Origin of the sequence: Streptomyces sp. NPDC059957, assembly GCF_042730015.1 — a bacterium.
Taxonomy (GTDB): Bacteria; Actinomycetota; Actinomycetes; order Streptomycetales; family Streptomycetaceae; genus Streptomyces.
Window position 1 is genome coordinate 122471 of record NZ_JBHWMB010000012.1, and the last position, 19430, is coordinate 141900.

The 19430-nt window shown below is 74.5% G+C and carries 11 protein-coding genes; 6 read left to right on the plus strand and 5 right to left on the minus strand.

All coding sequences use genetic code 11. The features are described 5' to 3' along the window. The first annotated feature begins 246 nt into the window (after positions 1 to 246). Both ACFWBW_RS11120 and ACFWBW_RS11125 read left to right on the plus strand, forming a co-directional pair. Entirely contained in the window at positions 247 to 4071 is a 3825-nt protein-coding gene (locus ACFWBW_RS11120; protein ID WP_385370508.1) for a serine protease, read from the plus strand. Positions 4072 to 4127: 56 nt separating this feature from the next. After that, complete coding sequence (locus ACFWBW_RS11125; RefSeq protein ID WP_385370509.1) at positions 4128 to 5084, plus strand: bifunctional riboflavin kinase/FAD synthetase; 957 nt, start codon at positions 4128 to 4130, stop codon at positions 5082 to 5084. 125 nt (positions 5085 to 5209) lie between these two features. Here ACFWBW_RS11125 and ACFWBW_RS11130 read toward each other — a convergent pair whose 3' ends face one another. The 3 genes from ACFWBW_RS11130 to eccE all read right to left on the minus strand — a co-directional run bounded on the left by ACFWBW_RS11130 (position 5210) and on the right by eccE (position 10830). Next, the gene (locus ACFWBW_RS11130) at positions 5210 to 7897 is read right to left on the minus strand and encodes an SCO5717 family growth-regulating ATPase (RefSeq protein ID WP_385370511.1); all 2688 of its coding nucleotides are present in this window, start codon (positions 7895 to 7897) and stop codon (positions 5210 to 5212) included. A gap of 900 nt (positions 7898 to 8797) precedes the next feature. Continuing rightward, positions 8798 to 9550 (minus strand): hypothetical protein, encoded by a 753-nt coding sequence (locus tag ACFWBW_RS11135; RefSeq protein ID WP_385370513.1) that lies wholly within the window; start codon positions 9548 to 9550, stop codon positions 8798 to 8800. Continuing rightward, on the minus strand, positions 9547 to 10830 hold the full coding sequence (gene eccE / locus ACFWBW_RS11140) for a type VII secretion protein EccE (RefSeq protein WP_385370515.1): 1284 nt from the start codon (positions 10828 to 10830) through the stop codon (positions 9547 to 9549). The genes ACFWBW_RS11135 and eccE overlap by 4 nt, the downstream gene beginning before the upstream one ends. Before the next feature lie 260 nt (positions 10831 to 11090). Between eccE and eccB the strand changes: the two genes are divergently transcribed. The 4 genes from eccB to ACFWBW_RS11160 all read left to right on the plus strand — a co-directional run bounded on the left by eccB (position 11091) and on the right by ACFWBW_RS11160 (position 14899). Further along, positions 11091 to 12698 (plus strand): type VII secretion protein EccB, encoded by a 1608-nt coding sequence (gene eccB / locus ACFWBW_RS11145; RefSeq protein ID WP_385370517.1) that lies wholly within the window; start codon positions 11091 to 11093, stop codon positions 12696 to 12698. Then, the gene (gene mycP, locus ACFWBW_RS11150; RefSeq protein ID WP_385370518.1) at positions 12698 to 13987 is read left to right on the plus strand and encodes a type VII secretion-associated serine protease mycosin; all 1290 of its coding nucleotides are present in this window, start codon (positions 12698 to 12700) and stop codon (positions 13985 to 13987) included. The genes eccB and mycP overlap by 1 nt, the downstream gene beginning before the upstream one ends. A gap of 215 nt (positions 13988 to 14202) precedes the next feature. Continuing rightward, positions 14203 to 14544 carry a WXG100 family type VII secretion target gene (locus ACFWBW_RS11155; protein WP_385370520.1) on the plus strand — a complete coding sequence of 114 codons (342 nt, stop codon included), beginning with the start codon at positions 14203 to 14205 and terminating at the stop codon, positions 14542 to 14544. A 46-nt stretch (positions 14545 to 14590) separates the two neighbouring features. Further along, the gene (locus ACFWBW_RS11160) at positions 14591 to 14899 is read left to right on the plus strand and encodes a WXG100 family type VII secretion target (RefSeq protein WP_385370522.1); all 309 of its coding nucleotides are present in this window, start codon (positions 14591 to 14593) and stop codon (positions 14897 to 14899) included. A 91-nt stretch (positions 14900 to 14990) separates the two neighbouring features. Here ACFWBW_RS11160 and ACFWBW_RS11165 read toward each other — a convergent pair whose 3' ends face one another. Both ACFWBW_RS11165 and eccCa read right to left on the minus strand, forming a co-directional pair. Next, complete coding sequence (locus ACFWBW_RS11165; protein ID WP_385370524.1) at positions 14991 to 15236, minus strand: DUF397 domain-containing protein; 246 nt, start codon at positions 15234 to 15236, stop codon at positions 14991 to 14993. A 155-nt stretch (positions 15237 to 15391) separates the two neighbouring features. Further along, positions 15392 to 19369: a type VII secretion protein EccCa gene (gene eccCa / locus ACFWBW_RS11170; RefSeq protein ID WP_385370526.1), complete on the minus strand. Its 3978-nt coding sequence runs from the start codon at positions 19367 to 19369 to the stop codon at positions 15392 to 15394. Positions 19370 to 19430: the final 61 nt, after the last annotated feature.

Below are 19430 nucleotides of genomic sequence, written 5' to 3' on the forward strand. Positions count from 1 at the left end.
GGGGGTGTGCTGTGGTGGTTGGGGGGGGGGAGAAACGCAAGAACCCCCAACCCCCCCCCCCCCCCCCCCACGACCCCCCTCGGGTAGCTCTCTATCCATCCGGACCCCCTTATTCACCCGTCCGAGCAGGCGCTCGGAGTGAATGGAGGGAGCGTAAGGGGGCGCTTTCGCCACGCGTGCTGTTCCCGCTGATCTTCACCTGCCTACGGTCGTGCCTACGGGGCACGCGCGGCGGGGAGTGGTGCGGTGACGGCGGAACTGATCAGGATCTGCGATCTCGCCGGGCGGCCGCGGGGGAGCGGGTTCGTCGCGGACGACCGCGGGACCGTGCTCACCAGCCACGAGGCCGTGGACGGACTGGCCCGGGTGGCCCTGCACGGACCGGCGCCGGGGGAGCGGACCTGGCTGGCGGGCGCCTCGGACGTGACCGCGCTGCCGGAGCTGGGGCTCGCCCTCGTACGCAGTGACGGGCTCGGGGTACGGCCGCTGCCGGTCGCTCCGCGAGGCGTGATCGCTCCCGGGACGTACGTACGGCTGCCCGCGCGGGGCTGGCGCCAGGCGCGGGTGCTCGGCCCTGCCGAGGCCACCTACACCGCGACGGACCGCTTCCACCTGCTCCCGGCCGCGCTGGAACTGGCCATCGGGACCGACGGGCGCGACGCGCTGCGGCTCGGCGGCGAGGCCTGCGGGGGACCGGTGCTGGACGCCACGACCGGAGCGGTGCTCGCGGTCCTGTGCACCGCTCTGCAGGCGGAGCACCGCTCCGGGGGCTTCGCCGTGCCCCTCGCGGCCGCGGCCGCCGCCGATCCGGGCGGGCCCCTCGCCGCACTGCTGGAACGCAATGCCGCCACCGTGCCGGGCTACGGCACCGACCTGAACCTCGCCGGAGCCCTGCAGCTCACCGGCACCACACTGGGCGCGGCCCTCGCCGCCTGCGGGGGACCGGAGCCGGTGGACCGCCCGGCGATCGCCGCCGAACTCGACGCCTTCACCGCCGGGGACCGCCCGGTCCTCGCCCTCGTCGGCCGGCCCGGCACCGGCCGCACCACCGCCCTCGCCGCCCTGGCGGTCCGCCGCGCCCGCGGCCCCCGCCCCGCCCCGACCCTCTGGCTGCGCGGTGCCGACCTGCGGGCCGAGGACACCTCGCTGGCCGACGCCGTGGCGCGGGCACTGACGGAGGCGGCCCGGATCCTGGGGGTGCCCGCCGCCGCTCCGGGGCCGGACCCGGCGTCGGCGCTGGCCGCGCTCGTGGCTCCGGCCGGGCGCGCACTGCTCGTGGTCCTGGACGGGCCCGAGGAGATGCCGCCGCGGCTCGCGGGGCGCGCCCGGCCGTGGAGCGGGGCCACCGCCGCCTGGCTCGGCGCGAGCGGGGCCCGGCTGCTCGTGGCTGCCCGCCCCGAGCACTGGGAGGCGGCCGGGCGGCTCTACCCGCCGCGGACGCTCCGCACCCCGGCCCGGCCGGCCCGGCGGCTGCCGCCCGCGGTCCCGATCGGCGACCTGACGCCGGAGGAAGCGGAGGCGGCCCGGGCCCGGCTGGGGATCCCGGCCGGCGCCGTCGCCGCGGCCGACGCCCGGCACCCGCTCACGCTGCGGCTCCTCGCGGAGGTCCGCGCGGCCGGGGTCACCGCGGGCCGTCCGTCGCGCGACGAGGTGTTCGCCGCGCACCTGGACCTGCTGTGCCTGCGCGTGGCCGTCCGGGTGTCGGCCGCACTTCCGCAGCCCCGTGGACCAGGCGGGGCGGCGGACCCGGGCGACGCCGGCGGGTGGGACACGGCCGGGCCGGACACGGTCGAGGTGGAGGCGGCCGGGCCCGACACGGCCGGGCCCGACACGGCCGGGCCCGACACGGCCGGGCCCGACACGGCCGGGCCCGACACGGCCGGGGTGTACGGGCCGGGGGCGGGCCGGCTGGCCGCGCGAGTGGCCGGGCGGGTGCACGAAGCCGCCCGGCGGTGTCTGGGGCCGGGCCAGGGCCAGGTGGACCGGGCCTCCTTCGAGGAACTGTTCCCCTGGCGGTCGGGGTTGGCCTCCGCGGTGCTCGCCGAGGGGCTGCTGGTGCCCGCCGGTGAGGGCTACCGCTTCGCCCACGAGGAGTTCGCCGACTGGGTGCAGGCCGCCCATCTGGACCTTCCCGCCGCCCTGCACGCCCTGGGCCGGGAGGACGTGCCCCGCCACCGCGTCGGGCCCGTCCTGGAGGCCCTGCGCCTGCTTCCGCCCGGGGAACGGGCCGCGGTACTGGAGCGGCTCGTGGCCCTGCTCGGCGAAGACACCGGCCCCGAAACCCGCTGGTGGGCGGCCCGCCTCGTCGGTGAAACCCTGCTCGGGGTTCCCGACGCCACGCCGTACCTGCCGGTCCTGTACGGCCTCGCCGCCCATCTCGCCGGGCCCGGGCCGGGTGAGGCGCACGAACCACCGGGCCCCTCCCCGGTGCTTCCGACGCCGGTGCCTCCGACGTCGGCGGACCCGGCGCCGGCCGGTTCCGCGACCTACGCCGGCGCCCTGGGGCGCAGCGGCCCGGCGGACCCCACCGCGTGGGCGGGACCCGGTGGCGCCGGGCACCCGCGGATCCCCGCCCAGGGCGGAGCGCCGGCGGCCGGTGGGCCCGGTGCGCAGGCCGGCCGCCTCTGCCCCGAGGCGGCTGCCGGTGCCACGGCCCGCGTCGGCGGCACGGGGACCGGCGGCCCGCCCGCGCCCGGCCGGGGCCGTGAGGACGAAGGGGAGGGGGAGGGCGAGGGGGAATTCGGGGCGTGGTTCTGGACCCGGGTCCGCGTCACCGAGGAGGACCGGTTCGAGCTGCTGCGGCGGCTGGTGCCGCACGACCACCGCCTCCTCGACGCCGCCGCCCGGCGGCTGGTCCGGGCGCCGCGGCTCGTGCAGCCGCTGCTCTGCGGCTGGTTCCGCGACGAGCGGCGGCTCCTCGGCCGGCCCGGGGCCACCGTCGCCACCGCGGCGCAGGCGCTGCTGCACACCCACCGCGGCCTCGCGGTCGACGACCTCGCCGAGGCGCTCGTCACCGCCGCGCACCCCCGCGCCGACGAACTGCTCGCCGTACTCGCCGAGGACGAGCCCTCCGCCCTCAGCCGGGCCGTGGACCGCTGGGCCCACGACGAGCGGCCCGGCCGCCGGGTCGCGGCCGCCGCGTACGGGCCGCTCACCGCCCCGCACGTGCGGACCCCCGCCGACCGCGAGCTGCTGCGCTACGCCGCGCAGGCCCTCCTCGCCCGCCCCTCGGACGCCTCCCTGCACGGCAGCGCCCTCGGGATCCTGCTCCGCGACCCCCAGGTACGGGCCCGCTACCTCCCCGACGCCCTCGCCTGCTTCCGCGATCCCGAGCGAGGTACACGACTGCCCGCCACCGCGCTGGTCGCCGCGCTCCCCGTGCTGCCCGACCCGGACGCGGTGTTCGCCGTCCTGCGGGAGCGGGCCGACGGGGAGGTGGTGCGCGCGCTGGCCGCGCTGACCACGCCGGGCCTGGCCCGGCGCGCGGCCGAGCTCGTACGGGACCACCTGGCGCGCCGCCCGCAGGACGCCGCCCACGCGGCCGAGTTCGTGGACCGGAGGCTCGAACAGGGGCTGGCCGCCGCCCCCGTGCTCCGCCCGCTCGTACGGGACCTGCTGGGCTCCGGTCCGCCCCCGGTACGGGCCGCGCTGGCCGGCGTACTGGCCGCCCCGGGCACGGAGTCCTCGTACACGCTCCGCGGCGAGCTGGCCGAGGCGCTGCTCCGCGAGGAACTCGACCCGTCGGTGCTCGACACCTTCCTCGGCGCCCTGGCGGCGGGGGCGGCCGTCGGCGCGCCGCCGGACCGTAGCCGGGAGCTGCTGCGGCGCACCGGCCGGCAACTGCTGCGGGCACCGGGCGGCCCGGCGGTCTTCGAGCGGCGCACGGTCGAGCTGGCGCGGGCCGTACCGGCCTTCGGCGCCCTCGTTGCCTCCTGGCTGGAGCGGGCGCCGCAGGAGGCGGCGGCGCTGCTGGGGCCGAGCGCGCGCCGGACCGTCGAGACCCTCGCTCACAGCGCGTCCCCGCCGCACGACGCCGATGATGGGCAGCGGGCACGGGCATGGCAGTCTTAGACCTGCAATCGGCAACCAGGACAGGGCCTACAGGGTTCGGGCGAGGAGCGGTCACAGTGCAGCGCTGGCGTGGCTTGGAGGACATCCCCCAGGACTGGGGACGCGGCGTCGTCACCATCGGCTCCTACGACGGCGTCCACCGGGGTCATCAGCTGATCATCGGACGCGCCGTGGCCAAGGCCCGCGAACTCGGCGTCCCCTCCGTCGTCGTCACCTTCAGCCCGCACCCGAGCGAGGTCGTCCGCCCCGGCAGCCACCCGCCGATCCTGGCCCCCTACGACCGGCGCGCCGAGCTGATGGCCGGGCTGGGCGTGGACGCGCTGCTGATCCTTCCCTTCACGGCGGAGTTCTCGCAGCTGTCCCCGGCCGACTTCATCGTGAAGGTGCTCGTCGACAAGCTGCACGCGCTGGCGGTCATCGAGGGCCCGAACTTCCGCTTCGGCCACAAGGCCGCCGGCAACGTGGACTTCTTGCGGCAGCTCGGCGCCACCTACGACTACGAGGTCGAGGTCGTGGACCTCGTGGAGCGCGGCGAGGCGGGCGGCGGCGTGCCGTTCTCCTCCACGCTCGCGCGCAGGCTCGTGGCGCAGGGCGACATGGACGGCGCGGCCGAGATCCTGGGCCGCCCGCACCGGCTCGAGGGCGTCGTGGTGCGCGGTGCGCAGCGCGGGCGCGAGCTCGGCTACCCGACGGCGAACGTGGAGACGCAGCCGCACACCGCGATCCCGGCCGACGGGGTGTACGCGGGCTGGCTGACGGCGGACGGCGAGCGGATGCCGGCGGCGATCTCGGTCGGCACGAACGTGCAGTTCGACGCGACCGAGCGGACCGTGGAGGCGTACGCGATCGACCGGGTCGGCCTGGACCTGTACGGCATGCACGTGGCCGTCGACTTCCTCGCCTACGTGCGCGGGATGGCGAAGTTCGAGTCGCTGGACGGGCTGCTGGAGGCCATCGCGGACGACGTGAAGCGCGCGCGGGTGCTGACGGACGCGTACGACGCGGAGCGCTGACCGGGCTCACGGGCCTGCCGGCCCACGGGCCTACGGGCTGACGAACGGTTGGACAACGGGCGAGGGCCCGTACCGTCCCGGGGATTCCGGGGGCGGTACGGGCCCTCGTGCGCGTGCCGGCTCCGTCAGCCCAGGCGCGGGTCGCGCGGGGGCCCGCCGGGCTGGGGCTGACCGGGCTGCTGGGGCCAGGGCTGGCCCGGGGTGGGGTAGGGCTGCTGCCCGTACGGGGACTGCGGCGGCTGGGGCTGGGGCGGCTGCTGGTGCGACTGCGGCTGCGGGTAGGGCTGTTGGGGCGGCTGCGGCTGGCCCCAGTGGTTCTGGGGCGCCTGCTGCTGGGCGCGGATGAAGTCCTCGGCGACCAGGGCGGAGAGGTTGAAGTAGGCCTCGCGCGTCTTGGGCCGGAGCATGTCGAGGTCGACCTCGGCGCCCGCCGCGAGGTGGTCGTCGAACGGGACCACGACGACACCGCGGCAGCGGGTCTCGAAGTGCCGCACGATGTCCTCGACCTTGATCATCTTGGCGGTCTCGCGGACCCCGGAGATGACGGTGAGGGAGCGCGAGACGAGGTCGGCGTAGCCGTGCGCGGAGAGCCAGTCGAGGGTGGTGCTGGCGCTGCTCGCGCCGTCCACCGACGGGGTCGAGATGATGATCAGCTGATCGGCCAGGTCCAGGACCCCGCGCATGGCGGAGTAGAGGAGGCCGGTGCCCGAGTCGGTGAGGATGATCGGGTACTGGCGGCCGAGCGTCTCGATGACGCGGCGGTAGTCCTCGTCGTTGAAGGCCGTCGAGACGGCCGGGTCCACGTCGTTGGCGATGATCTCCAGCCCGGAGGGCGCCTGGGAGGTGAACCGGCGGATGTCCATGTACGAGTTCAGGTACGGGATCGCCTGGACCAGGTCCCGGATCGTGGCCCCGGTCTCGCGGCGCACGCGGCGGCCGAGGGTGCCGGCGTCGGGGTTCGCGTCGATGGCCAGGATCTTGTCCTGCCGCTCGGTGGCGAGGGTGGCGCCGAGGGCGGTGGTGGTCGTGGTCTTGCCGACACCGCCCTTGAGGCTGATGACGGCGATGCGGTAGCAGGACATCACCGGGGTGCGGATCAGCTCCAGCTTGCGGCGCCGTTCCGCTTCGGCCGCCTTGCCGCCGAAGCGGAACAGGCCGCCGCCCCCGGAGGCGTTGTTGCCGCTCTTCGCCTTCTGCTTGCCGCGGAGCAGGCGGTCGGAGGACAGCTCGACGGCGGCGGTGTAGCCGAGGGGGGCGCCGCCGGAGGGCTGGGGGGAGCCGTAGCGGGGGTCGTGCCCCTGGGGGCCCTGAGGGCCTTGGGGTCCGTGGGGCCCCTGGGGACCTTGCTGCCACTGGCCGCCGCGGGGATCCGCGTACTGCTGCTGTTGCTGCGGTGCGGGCGGGGGGAACCCGTAGCCGGGGTCCGGCTGTGGGGGCTGCGGGGTCTGCTGCGCGGGCGGGAATCCGTACCCGGCGTCCGGCGTCTGGGACGGGGACTGGGGCCAGGGCCGGGGCTGCGCGGGCGGCTGGATGTCGTACCCGGCCCGGGGATCCGCGGATCCGGACAACTCCGATTGCCGCTGCGGGAGTTCGGCGCCGGACGCCGAGCCGGATCCGGTGGATCCCTCGAACGTGTTCGCCGCGCGCGGCGTCGGGACGACCGTCCCCGCGGGGGGAGTGGACGTACGCACGGCAGCGGGCGGGGTGCTGTGCTCCGCACCGGTCGGCGCGGACGCGTACGGGTCGCTCAACGGGCCCTGATCGGCCGGGGAGCCGACGGGCAGGGCGCCGCTCGGATACGCCGCCGGTACGGAACCTTCCGGACCCTCCGCGCCGGTGGGCGCCGGTACGTACGACTCGCCCGGGGAGTCCTGTGCGCCCGTCGCGTACGCCGGTCCGGCGGCTGCGGCGGCCTGCGGAGCGGCACCTTCGGCGAGGCCCGGCGCGACGCCGGCCGAGGCCGACGGCTCCGGCGGCAGGGCGGTGTCCGGGGCCGGAGTGTGGAGCGGGGCGGCAGCGTCGGAGGCGGCGTACGACGGCAGTCCGCTGTCGGGGCCGGGCGTGCGGGGCGGGAGGGGGCTGTCCGAAGCCGTCGGGTGCGACGGCTGCACGGCGTCCGGGGCCGGGCTGTGGGCGGGAGCGGGGATCTCCGGCGCCGACGGGGTCGACGGCTGCGCGGCGTCCGGAGCGGACGTGCGGGGGGCGGAGGCGGCGTCCGGAGCCGACGGGTAGGACGGCAGGGCGGTGCCCGGGAACGGCGTGTGGAGGGCGGCGCTGTCCGGGGCCGACGGGTGCGACGGCTGCGCCGCGTCCGAGGTCGGCGCGGGGAGCGGGGCGGCGCTGTCCGGAGCCGACGGGTACGAAGGCGGGGCGGTGCTCGGGACCGATGGATGGGACGGGGCCTCAGCGCCCTGGGCCGACGGGTACGAAGGCGGGGCGGGGGTGCCTGCTGCCGGAACGTACGGTGCGGCCGCGGAGTCCGCGGTCAGCGCCGTAGGTGCGTCCGGGGTGCCCGCGTACGGCATGGACGGTGCCGGTGCCGGCGCGGTCGACGCCGTGCGCGGGGCCGGCGGGGCGATCCGCATCGTCGGAGGGGTCTCCAGGTCCGACGACGGCGGCCGGTGGGGCTCGAAACCACTGCCCTCGGGCAGGCCGGGGATCGCGGCGGCCGCCGGAGCCGCGCCCTGCGTGTACCAGGCCGGTGGGGTGTAGTCGATGGTGAACTCGCCCGTCAGCTCGGGCTCCGCGTCGGACTGATCGTCCGTCGGGACGTCCCACGTCCCGCCGCGCCTCTCGTTCCGATCGCCGCTCACTGGTCCTCCTGATCTGTCGAACACTGGTCCGGCGTCCCACCGCGCCACGCCGGCGCCCAGCCTAATCGTGTCCCGTAGCCGGTATCCGCCCCTGTCTGCCCGTACCCGAGGTCGACCACGGGCCGGGAGCCGCCTCCATCCTGCCCATACGGCCGGGCCCCCGGCCAATCCCCGCCTCCCCGACCTGCCGCACCGCCACGTCCTCCCGCGGGTCGGGCGGGTCTGTCGGCCGCGGGCTGCGCGTTGAGGGCCGCCGGCGCGTGCGGGTCGTCCCACCCACCCGTGCCCGCTCTGCGGGTCCCCAACCGTCCGTGCCGCGTGGTGCGGGTGGGGCGGCCCTGCGGGGGGTGAAGTCCCCTACCCGCCCTTCGCCCGTTCCCCGGGCTCTGCCCGGACCCGGTCCTCAAACGCCGGACGGGCTGGATACATCCAGCCTCGCCGGCGTTTGAGGCGCGGGGTCCGGGGCGGAGCCCCAGGGAGTCCGGGCGCAGCCCGGGGAACGGTGGAAGGGCGGGTAGGGGACTCGCCCCCGCAGGGCTCCGCAGCCCCGGCCCCGCGGGGCTCCATGCGGCGGCTACGCCCCCCGTCAGCTCCGGATGCCGTCGCCGCACCATCGCCGGGTGCGGCCCCACCCCTTCAGCCCGGTTCCCAACCTGCCGGTTCCGGTCCGCTCGTCACGGCCGCTGCTGTCCCGGACGGCCGCTGCGGTCCGCCAAGCCTCCGGCCCACGGACCGCCGGCCCACGGAAGCCCCGAATGCCCCGCACGTACAGACCCGCGCTACGCCCCCACGAACCGGTACCTCTCGAGTGTCCACCCCGCGACCCCGGGTCCCCCGTGAGGCTGAACCTCGCGGCACCCCGAGCCCCTCCGCCCCGCCAGGGCAACGCAAGGCCCCCGCTCAGTCGATGCGCCGTGCCGGACCCAGCAGGCCCGTCTCCCCGTCCGTCGGCTGCGTCATCACGAACTGCCGGTCCCGCTCGGTGCACCACAGCGTGACCCCGTCGCCCAGCGTCGGCAGCGATTCCACCGCCGCCGCGGGCAGCCGCATCAGGCGGCCGAGCTGCTCCGCCTCGTCCGGGGAGACGCGCTGGATGCCGATCAGGGAGGCGTTGCCCACCAGCCGGGGGGCTGCCGGGCTCAGGTACGGGAGCAAGGTCAGGACCGACTGCCAGGGCCCCGCCGCCACCCGGCCCCGCGGCGGTCGCATGCCGCAGTCGCGGATGACCAGCACCGGACTGCCCGCCGACGCGCCCTGCGGCGGCACCCGGCCCACGTCGTGCAGGGTGACGCACTGCTGGCCGCCGCCCGCGGCCTGCGCCAGGCCGGACCACACCTGGCCGCGCCCGGTCTCCACCGTCACCCGCGCGCCCGTGGCGGCCGCCCGCAGGGCAAGGACCTGCGCCGTCCACAGGCCGCCGATCAGCGTGACCTCGTACGGTGTCGGCCGGTTGACGCCGAGGACCGCCGGGCGGCCCGCCGAGTCCACGCCGATGACGACCCCGTCGTCCCCGACCGGCAGTGCGAGTGCGTCCAGCTCCGCCGCCTGGACCACGTGCCGCTCCCGGCGCGGGCCGACCAGCCCGAAGCCGCCCCGCAGCGAGCCCGTTCTCGTGCCCGTGTCCGTTCCCGAGCCCGACCGAGAGTTCCTCATCGTGCTCCTCCCAGCGGCAGCGACGCCAGCAGCCCCGGCACCTGCTCCCGGTCCAGCCGCACCAGCCCGGCCTTGATTCCCCGAGCCGTCTGTTCCAGTCCGCGCCGTGCGGTGACGAGCTCCTCGTCGCTGCGCCCGGTGACCCGTACGTGCCCGGTCAGCGTCACCTCGTGCCGCGCGGCCGGAGTCATCGTCAGGCTGAAGTTCGTCGCCAGAGCCGGCAGCGAGGTCAACAGCGCGACGAACTGCGGCAGTCCGGCCCCGCTCCCGCCCAACTGGGGCCAGCGGCTGATCCAGTACGTGGTGTGCCGCCGGTCGTCGCAGCGCCAGGTCCGTGAAGTCTCCTCGGTGCGCCGCCCCGTGGCCGCCGACCGTCCCGCCTGGGTGATCGCCATCGGGTTCGCACACGAGGAGGTCGCCAGCGCGCCCGTCAGCTCCTGCTCCGTGAGGACCGTCGCACGGAACCCGGCCCCCGCGAGCCTGCTCGCCAACTGGTCCGCGACCCGCACCAGACACCGCTGCGCCCCCGGCAGCCCGCCCCCGCGCGCGGTGACCGCGTCGGGGCACAGCTCCGGATCCAGCTTGAGCGCGATCCACGTGAGGCGCACCGCGGGGCTCCCGGTCAGGGCCTGGAGCGGGGCGTAGTTGCGCGCGGCCATCGACTGGGCCGGCAGGTGCGGCGCCGGCGCCGGCTGGGTGTGCTGCACGAGCTGCGCCGACTCCAGCCGGATGCCGTCCACTTCGAGGACGTCCCGTACGAGGGCCAGCGGCAGCGGCCGCGCCGCCCGGTCGGGCCGCAGCGCGGTGGCGTCCATGTCGACCTGGACCACCGCGGTCAGGAAGGTGCCGTCGCCGACCATTCCGACGGGCCGCCGGTCACGGTCCCGCTCCCGCTCGCTGAACGTGAGCGTTCGCAATGCCGAATCGGCCTCGACGAGGGGAGCCAGCCCGGGCTCGGTGCCGGCCGGCACGGCGGTGGCGGCGGCCCGGCGGCGGCGAGCGCGCAGTGCCAGTGCGCCGCCGATCCACTCGGGCAGCGAGCGCCGGTGCCTGCGCACGACCGCGAGCAGGACGAGGATCAGGGCGAACGCACCGGCCGGCGCCAGCAGGAGCGGCTCCACCACCCAGGCGGCCAACAGGGCCGCCGCGGCGACCTGGAGGAGTACGAGCTGTTGCAATCGGAACGGTCCAAAACGGCCCGGCCCGGACTTCGGATGCGGCGTCACTCCGGCGCGCTCGGGTGCGGGCGCCCCGGTCCGCGGCCTCACGGCAGTGGCCATCACTCGCGCACCTCATCTTTCCGGGGTTCGTACCCCTGAGCCCCGGCAGCACGCGCGACAGCCGGCCGCTCGCCCCCGGAATCTCCCCAATCCGCCCCAACACCCCTGATTCCCCCGGCCCGGAAGGCGTGGAGCGGCTGCCTCAGCCTACCCGGCCCCCACCCACCCTCCGTCAAGAGGCATAGTAGGTGGCCGGTCGGACAATAGAGGCCCGGAGACCGTACCCACCGACCGGGCCGTACGGGGAGAATCAGGCGGCCATGGCCTCACGACGTGACGAGCTCAACGCGTACACCTTTGCGAAGCGACGCACGGTGGCCGCGTTCCTTCAGCCTTCCGCGAGCGGGTCCGAGGAAGGCGCTCCGAGACCGCTGCGCGCCGTCCTGCCCAGTGTCATCACCGCGGCGCTCGTCCTCGCGGCCTTCGGCGCGTGGGGGATGTTCAAGCCGACGGCCCCCAAGGGGTGGGACACCCCCGGCGACCACGTCATCGTTGGCAAGGACTCGACGACCCGCTACGTCGTCCTGACCACCAAGGTCGACGGCAAGGACCAGACCCGCCTGCACCCGGTGCTCAACCTCGCCTCCGCACGGCTGTTGCTCGACCCGAACAAGGCCAAGGTCGTCCAGGTCGCGGACAAGGTGCTGGACGCGGGCAAGATCCCGCGCGGCCCCATCATCGGCATCCCGTACGCCCCCGACCGGCTGCCCGCTCCGGCGGATGCGGGCAAGGCCAAGCGCTGGGCGGTCTGCCAGCAGCCCGGCGGCAACGGCAAGGGCGTGCAGACGGCCGCCTTCGTCCTGGCCGACCGCGAGGCGAAGCTGATGGACGACGGGCGCCGGCTCTCCGAAACCCAGGCCCTGTACGTCCAGAGCACCGGCCCGGGCAGGGCCCGCTACCTCGTCGACTCGGCGGGCTCGAAGTACAAGTTCCCCGAGGGCACCTCGGACGCGCGCACGATGACCAACGCGCTCGTCGGCGGCAGCGCCGTCCCGCAGCCGGTCACCGAGGAGTGGCTGGCCACCCTCCGCTCCGGCGACGACCTGGCCTTCCCCGAGCTGCCGGGCGGCAAGGCAGGGGCGGCCGCCGGGGTCAAGGGGCTGGCCAGCAAGGACGACAAGGTCGGCATGGTCCTGAAGGCCGTGACCGGTTCCGGTACGCAGCACTACGTGGTGCTGCCCGGCAAGGTCGTCCTCGTGTCCGACTTCACCGCCTGGCTGATGATCTCCTCGCCCGCGACCGACCGGCTCGACATGCACGGCAAGGCCCACGAGGTGGACCTCCAGTCCATCAACCCGGACCGCACCCCCTTCAAGGGCGGCACGAAGTGGCCGCAGAAGAAGATCGACCGGATCAACGAGGTCCGCGGCGGCGCCTCCACCACCGGTGCGGGCGGCCGCCGCGACACCGTCTGCAGCGTGTTGCGCTCGGTCGACGCCCAGGGCGGCCAGACCCTGAGCACCTGGGCCGGGACCGGATTCCCCGTCGACATCACCGCGAGCGGCACGAGCGCCTACGTCACCCCCGGCACCGGCCTGCTCTACACCCAGACGCAGGGCCGCCAGACCACCGCGGGCGGCGCGCTCTTCCTGGTCACCGACACCGGCCTGCGGTACGCCGTCCAGGCCAATGGCGACAGCGACGCGGACCAGCCCTCACCCGGAGCGAGCCCGAGCACCGGCCAGAGCGGGAGCACCGGCCAGAGCGGGCCGGTCACCTCCGACGGCCGCCCCGCGCCGAGTCAGGCCCAGGCCCGGCTCGGATACGAGAAGGTGGTTCCGGTGACGGTGCCCATCGCATGGTCGGAGTTCCTCTCCAAGGGGCCCCGCCTCGACAGCAACTCGGCTCGCCAGCCCCAGGGTTCGTAATGCGGAGCGCAACGGGTAAGCCCGCCCTCGCCGCCCTGCTGGCGGCCGCCGCCCTCACACTGGGCGCGGCGCCGCAGCCCTCGTACCCGCAGCCCTCGTACCCGCAGTCCTCGTACCCGCGGTCCTCGGCCCCCCAGCCCTCATACGCGCTGCGCCTCGCGGGCGCCGGCGAGTGCACCTTCCCGATGAAGAAGCAGATAGAGGACCGCCCCTGGGCGCTCCAGCGGCTGCTGCTCGACGAGCTCTGGGCGGATACGAAGGGCCGCTCCAAGGACGGCAAGAGCGTCCGCGTGGCCGTCATCGACACCGGCGTGGACCGGGTCAACCCGCAGCTCAGCGACGCCCTCGACATCGGGGCCGGCCGCGACTTCCTCGACGCCAAGGGCGACGGCACCGGGGACACCGTCGGGCACGGCACCAAGGTCGCCGGCCTGATCGCGGCCCGTCCGAAGTCCGGTACCGGCTTCGTCGGGCTCGCCCCCGAGGCCACGATCATCCCCATCCGGCAGAACGACGGGCAGGGCAACGGCAACGCCGAGACCCTGAGCGAGGCCATCACGCACGCGGTGGCCAAGGGCGCCCAGATCATCAACATCTCGCAGGACACCGATGCGCCGATGACCCGGAGCTCCAAGCTCGGCCAGGCCGTCGAGAAGGCCGTGGAGGCCAACGTGGTCGTCGTCGCCTCGGCGGGCAACGACGGCCTGACCGGGAAGAAGCGCGCCACCTACCCTGCGGCCTTCCCCGGCGTCCTCGCCGTGGGCTCCTCGGACCGCAACAACGAGCGCGCCGCCTTCTCCCAGCCCGGCACCTTCGTCGGGATCGCGGCGCCCGGGGTCGACATGGTCTCCACCGTCCCCGGCTTCGGCCAGTGCGTGGACAACGGCACCAGCTTCTCCGCCCCCTACGTCGCCGGGGTCGCCGCCCTGCTGCGCGCCAAGCATCCCGAGTGGACCGCGCAGGAGGTGATCTGGCAGCTCCAGAACACCGCCGAGCGATCCGTCAACGGACACGACGACTTCGTGGGCTGGGGCGTGGTCGACCCGGTCCGCGCGCTCACCCAGTCCGCCGTGGGCGCCGAGCCCCCCAAGGCTCCGGTGGCGGACCCCGGACCGCCCCCCGCGGCGGCCCCGGAGGCGGCCGTGATGCACACGAGCGAGACGGCGCGCGAACGCGACGAGCGGCTCGGCACGTACGCGCTGGGCATCGGCGGCGTGCTCATCGCCGTGATCGCCGGGACCGCGACGGTGGTCCGGGATGCCCGGAACCGCAGGCGCCGTTTGCAGTGAACGGTCACGGTTCATCAACAGATCCCCAAGGGCTGTGTTGGGTCGGGCCGATCAACTGACTACAGTGTTCGGAGGCTTCACGACTGTGATCGGGGATTGTGCGTGAAGCGGAGGGGGATCCGGGGGCGCGTGGCTGAAAACCGCCCTCTCGCAATACCGCTCCGCCGCGCGATCCGCCGGTTCTGTCTGGCGAATTGAGAGATGAGGAGCTTCGGATGACCAACAATTTCGGACTCGCTGATGACCCGGTAAAGCAGGCACTGAACAAGATTTCGGAGACCGCCGACAGCGTCACGCGGCAGTCCCGGGAGCTGGCGGACATCCTCGCCACCGTCAGCGCGGGCTGGACCGGTGTGGGTGCGTCGGGGTTCACCTCCGCGCAGACGGTCGTCAACGAGGACCACGACGAGATCCGCCGGCTGCTCGGCGTCCTGCACAACGCGGTCGGTCAGACCAAGAACCTGAGCAACGCGCAGGACGACGACGTGGTCACGGCGTTCCAGACGGTCAAGGCCGGCAGCGGCGGGGGCAACACCTCGGCCCTGAACGGGATCTGACCCGCTTCCCCACCCACCTGCACAGACCCGTGCGAAGGAGACGAGCATGACCGCGAACAACGGGCACACCAAGGTCCAGTACGAGAGCGTCCAGGTGATGGCGGACCGCATCCGCATCGTCTCGGACAACATCAAGAAGGACCTCGACGAGATGGGTGCGGCCCTGACGGTCGTCACCGACACCTGGGACGGCGAGGCGCACGCCCAGTACGTCGAGCTGCAGCGCAAGTACAACGCCAAGGCCGACCACATGCGCGCCCAGCTGCGCCTCGTCGCGGACCTCATCGAGCGCGGCAAGAACGACTACCGCGCCACCGACGTGAAGGCCTCGCGCCTGTTCACCGAGGCCTACTGAGCCGGACGAAGTGCCACGAGGCACGTGACATGAGGAAGGGGCGCGCCCGCACCGGGCGCGCCCCTTCCTCTGTCCGCGGAGACCGTACGACCTAGGCCGGACCCCGGTCGAGATCGAACTCCCCGTCCCTGGCGCCGAGTACGAACGCCTCCCACTCGGCCGCGGTGTAGCGCAGCACCGTGTCCCGGTCCAGCGAGGACCGCATCGCCACCGCCCCCTCGGGCAGCCGGGCGATCTCGACCCGCTCCTCGTCGGGAGAGGTGCCGGGCGGACCCTCCCACTCGACGCCGCTGATGTCGAGCCCGTACAGCTCGTCCTTCTCCTGCTGAGTGCCCATGCGCGGCCTCTCCTTCGGTGGTGCGATCCCTGCCGATTATCGACGCCGGCCGGCCGGGCGCGGGAGGCTTTCCGGAACCCTCCCGGAACTCCCCTCCTGGACCCCCCCGGAACCCTCCCGGGCCCCGGCCTCCGCGCACCCGCCGGCGCCCCGCCCTACAGCCCCGGCATCCGCCCGATCTGGATCAGCGAGGTCCCGCGCTTGCGCGAGACGAAGGAGGCCCGGCCCGGGGGCATGGGGCGCGGCCGGGCGTTGCCGACCAGATCGCCCTCGGACGGATCGCCGGACAGTACGACGCCCTGCGCGCCCAGCTCCTTGATCCGCTGCATGAACGGCTCGTACAGCGAGCGCGAGGCCCCCGCCGAGCTGCGCGCGATGATGAAGCGCACGCCCGTGTCCCGGGCGAACGGCAGGAACTCCACCAGCTGCGCCAGCGGATTGCCCTGACTCGTGGCCACCAGGTCGAAGTCGTCGATGATGATGAACACGTCCGGGCCCGTCCACCAGCTGCGGTCGCGCAACTGCTGCGGAGTGACGTCCTGCGGCGGCTGACGGCGGGCGAACACCCCGGCCAGCGCCTCCATGTGCATCTGCAGGGAGCTCGCCATCGGCGCGTACTCCAGCAGGTGCTCCTCGGGCAGCGCGCCGAGCAGGCCGCGCCGGTAGTCGCCGACCACCAGCCGTGCCCGGTCCGGGCCGTAGCGCTCCGCGATCCGCTGCGAGATGAGCCGCAGCAGGTTGGTCTTGCCCGACTCGCTCTCGCCGAACACCAGCAGGAAGGGGTCGGTCTCGAAGTCGACGAACACCGGCTCCAGCTCGGTCTCGTCGATGCCGATCGCGATCCCGCGCTCCGGGTACTCCCCGCCCTTGGGGAGCTGTTCCGCGTGGAGCAGCCGCGGCAGCAGCCGTACGCCGGGGGCCGCCTGGCCCGTCCAGTTCTGCTTCACGGCGTCCACGAAGGCGGCCGTGGCCTCCGAGAGGTCGTCCGCCTCGTGCGAACCGTCGACCCGCGGCAGCGCGCCCAGGAAGTGCAGCTTCTCCGCGACCTGGCCGCGTCCCGGCATCCCCGTCGGGACGTTCGCCGCGACCTTGCGGTCGAACTCGGAGTCCATGACATCGCCGAGGCGCAGCTCCAGCCGGCTGAGGATCTGGTCCTTCAGCGCGGCCCGGACCTCCATGTACCGGGCGACCGTGATCACCACGTGGATGCCGTATCCCAGTCCGCGGGACGCGATGTCCGTGACGACCTGCTCCAGGGCCTCGTACTCGCCCCGGAAGCCGCCCCAGCCGTCGACGACCAGGAACACGTCGCCCCAGGCCTCCCCGGGCAGCTCGCCCGCGGCCCGCCGGCGCCGGTAGGTGCCGATCGAGTCGATGCCGTTCGCGCGGAAGAACTCCTCGCGCCGGCGCAGCACCCCGGCCACCTCCGCGACCGTGCGCCGCACCCGCTCCGGGTCCAGCCGCGACGCGATCCCGCCCACGTGCGGCAGCTCGGCCAGCGAGGACAGACCGCCGCCGCCGAAGTCCAGCCCGTAGAACTGCACCTCGCGCGGGGTGTGCGTCAGCGCGAACGAGGAGATCAGCGTCCGCATCAGCGTGGACTTGCCCGACTGCGGACCGCCGACCACCATCATGTGGCCCGCCGCACCCGAGAAGTCCCGGTACAGCACCTCGCGCCGCTGCTCGAACGGCTTGTCGATGAGCCCGAGCGGCACGACCAGCCCGCCCGGCCGCGTGTACCCGTCCGCGTGCAGCCCGCGCTCCGTACTCGGCGCCAGCGCCGGCAGCAGCTGGTCCAGCGGCGGAGCCTGGTCCAGCGGCGGCAGCCACACCTGGTGCGCCGGCACCCCCTGCCCCTCCAGCCGTCCCACGATCACGTCCAGCACCGTGTCCGCCAGCGCGTCGTCCCCGGCCCGCGCCTCCTGCTCCGCCCGCGCCGACAGGTACGCCGGGTCCGGAGCCGCGTACACCACCGGCACCGGCGCCGCCGTGAACAGCACGGGCCGCCGCTCGACCGGGAACAGCCCGACCGACAGGTCCGGCCCGCCCGAGCGGTAGGTCCCCGAGACGTACGCCGCCTTGAAGCGCGTCATCTCGTCCGTGCCGAACTTCAGGTAGCCCGAACCGGGCACCGACGGCAGGTGGTAGGCGTCCGGCACGCCGATCGCGGTCCGCGACTCCGCCGCCGAGAAGGTCCGCAGACCGATCCGGTACGACAGGTACGTGTCCAGCCCGCGCAGCTTGCCCTCCTCCAGCCGCTGCGAGGCCAGCAACAGGTGCACGCCCAGCGACCGGCCGATGCGGCCGATCTGGATGAACATGTCGATGAAGTCCGGCTTCGCGGTCAGCAGCTCGGAGAACTCGTCGATGACCAGCACCAGCGAGGCCAGCGGCTCCAGCGGAGCACCCGCCGCGCGGGCCTTCTCGTAGTCGTGGATGTTCGCGTAGTTGCCCGCCGAACGCAGCAGCTCCTGACGGCGCTGCAGCTCACCGCGGATCGAGTCGCCCATGCGGTCCACGAGCGTGAGGTCGTCCGCCAGGTTGGTGATGACCGCCGCGACGTGCGGCATCTGCCCCATCCCGGTGAAGGTCGCACCGCCCTTGAAGTCGGCGAGTACGAAGTTCAGCGTCTCCGAGGTGTGCGTGACGGCCAGCCCCAGCACCAGCGTGCGCAGCAGTTCCGACTTGCCCGAACCGGTCGCGCCCACGCACAGCCCGTGCGGGCCCATGCCCTCCTGCGCGGCCTCCTTCAGGTCCAGCATCACCGGGGAGCCGTCCTCGCCCACCCCGATCGGCACGCGCAGCCGCTCGCCGGCCGAGCGCGGCCGCCAGGTCCGGGCCACGTCCACGGCGGCCGCGTCGCCCAGGTTCAGCAGGTCGGTGAAGTCCAGATTGGCCAGCAGCGGCTCGTCCTCGTCCCCGCCGCCCGTCCGCAGCGGCGCCAGCTGCCGGGCCAGCGCCTCGGCCGCCGTCAGCGACAGGGTGTCCGGCAGACCCTCGTAGGCGAAGCCCGCACCCGACTCCAGCCGCAGCCGGCCCGGCCGCACCACGACCGACAGCCCGCCGCGCGCCTCGTCCAGTTCGCCCGCCACCACCTCGACGACGGTGACTCCCTGCAGACCCTCGGCCGCGGCGAACACCGAGTCCGGCGGCACCAGACCGCCACGGGAACCCGAGTCCAGTACGAGGACCACGTGCGGCTGGTCCAGCACCGGGGAGCCCTCCCGGCTGAACCGGGGCCGCCCCTCCAGCCGGGAACCGAGCATCCCCTCCAGCTCGGCGAGGTCGTCGCCGAACAGCCGCTTCGTGCCGGCCCCGTCGATCTGACCCGGAACCTGGGTGTGCGGCAGCCACTTCACCCAGTCCCACTCCGCCACCGCGCCCGGCGCCGCCACGACGGCCACCATCAGGTCCTCGGGGGAGTGCAGCGTCGCCAGCTGCGCCACCAGCGCCCGCGCGGTGCCCCGCGCCGACTCCGGCTCACCGGAGACCGTCACGTGGTAGAACGCCCGCAACGACACCGCCATCGGCAGCCCGTCCAGCGAGGAATGCACCCGCAGGAACCGCTGCATGGCGCCGGCCGCCAGCGGCTCCAGCTCGTCCACCGGCGCCGTGTCCGGAGCCACCAGCGGGGTCGCCAGACGCTGCGCGCCCAGCCCCAGCCGGGCCTGCCCGAAGTCCGCGTCGCCGACCCGCCGCTCCCACAGGCGCGAGCCCTCGGCCACCACCGACCACAACTGCTCCGGAGCCGGGTGCAGATACAGCTGCGCGTCCCGCTGGGCCCGCGCGGTCCTCCGTACCTGACGGCGGGTTTGAGCCAGGTACTTGAGGTAGTCCCGCCGGATATCGGCCATCTGCCCCTGTGTACCGCGCCGGTGCCGCATCAACTGGGCCACCAGCATGCCCACCGTGGAGACCATCATCAGCACGCCCATGATGCGCATGAACGGCGCGGCACCCGGCATGAAGAAGAAGACGGCGGACGAGCCCATCCCGAGCATCGGGAGGAGCTGCATCAGCACGCCCTCCTGCTGCCCCCGGGGAAGTTCCGGCGGTGCCTCCAGCCGCAGTTCGTCCGAAGGGACTTCGGGCGGCAGAGACCGGGGCGGACGTTTGACGACGATCTGGCTCACCGGAGCATCAATCCCTCGAAAACAGACGGGACGTCGCAACCGGCGCCCTCAAGTCCCGGGC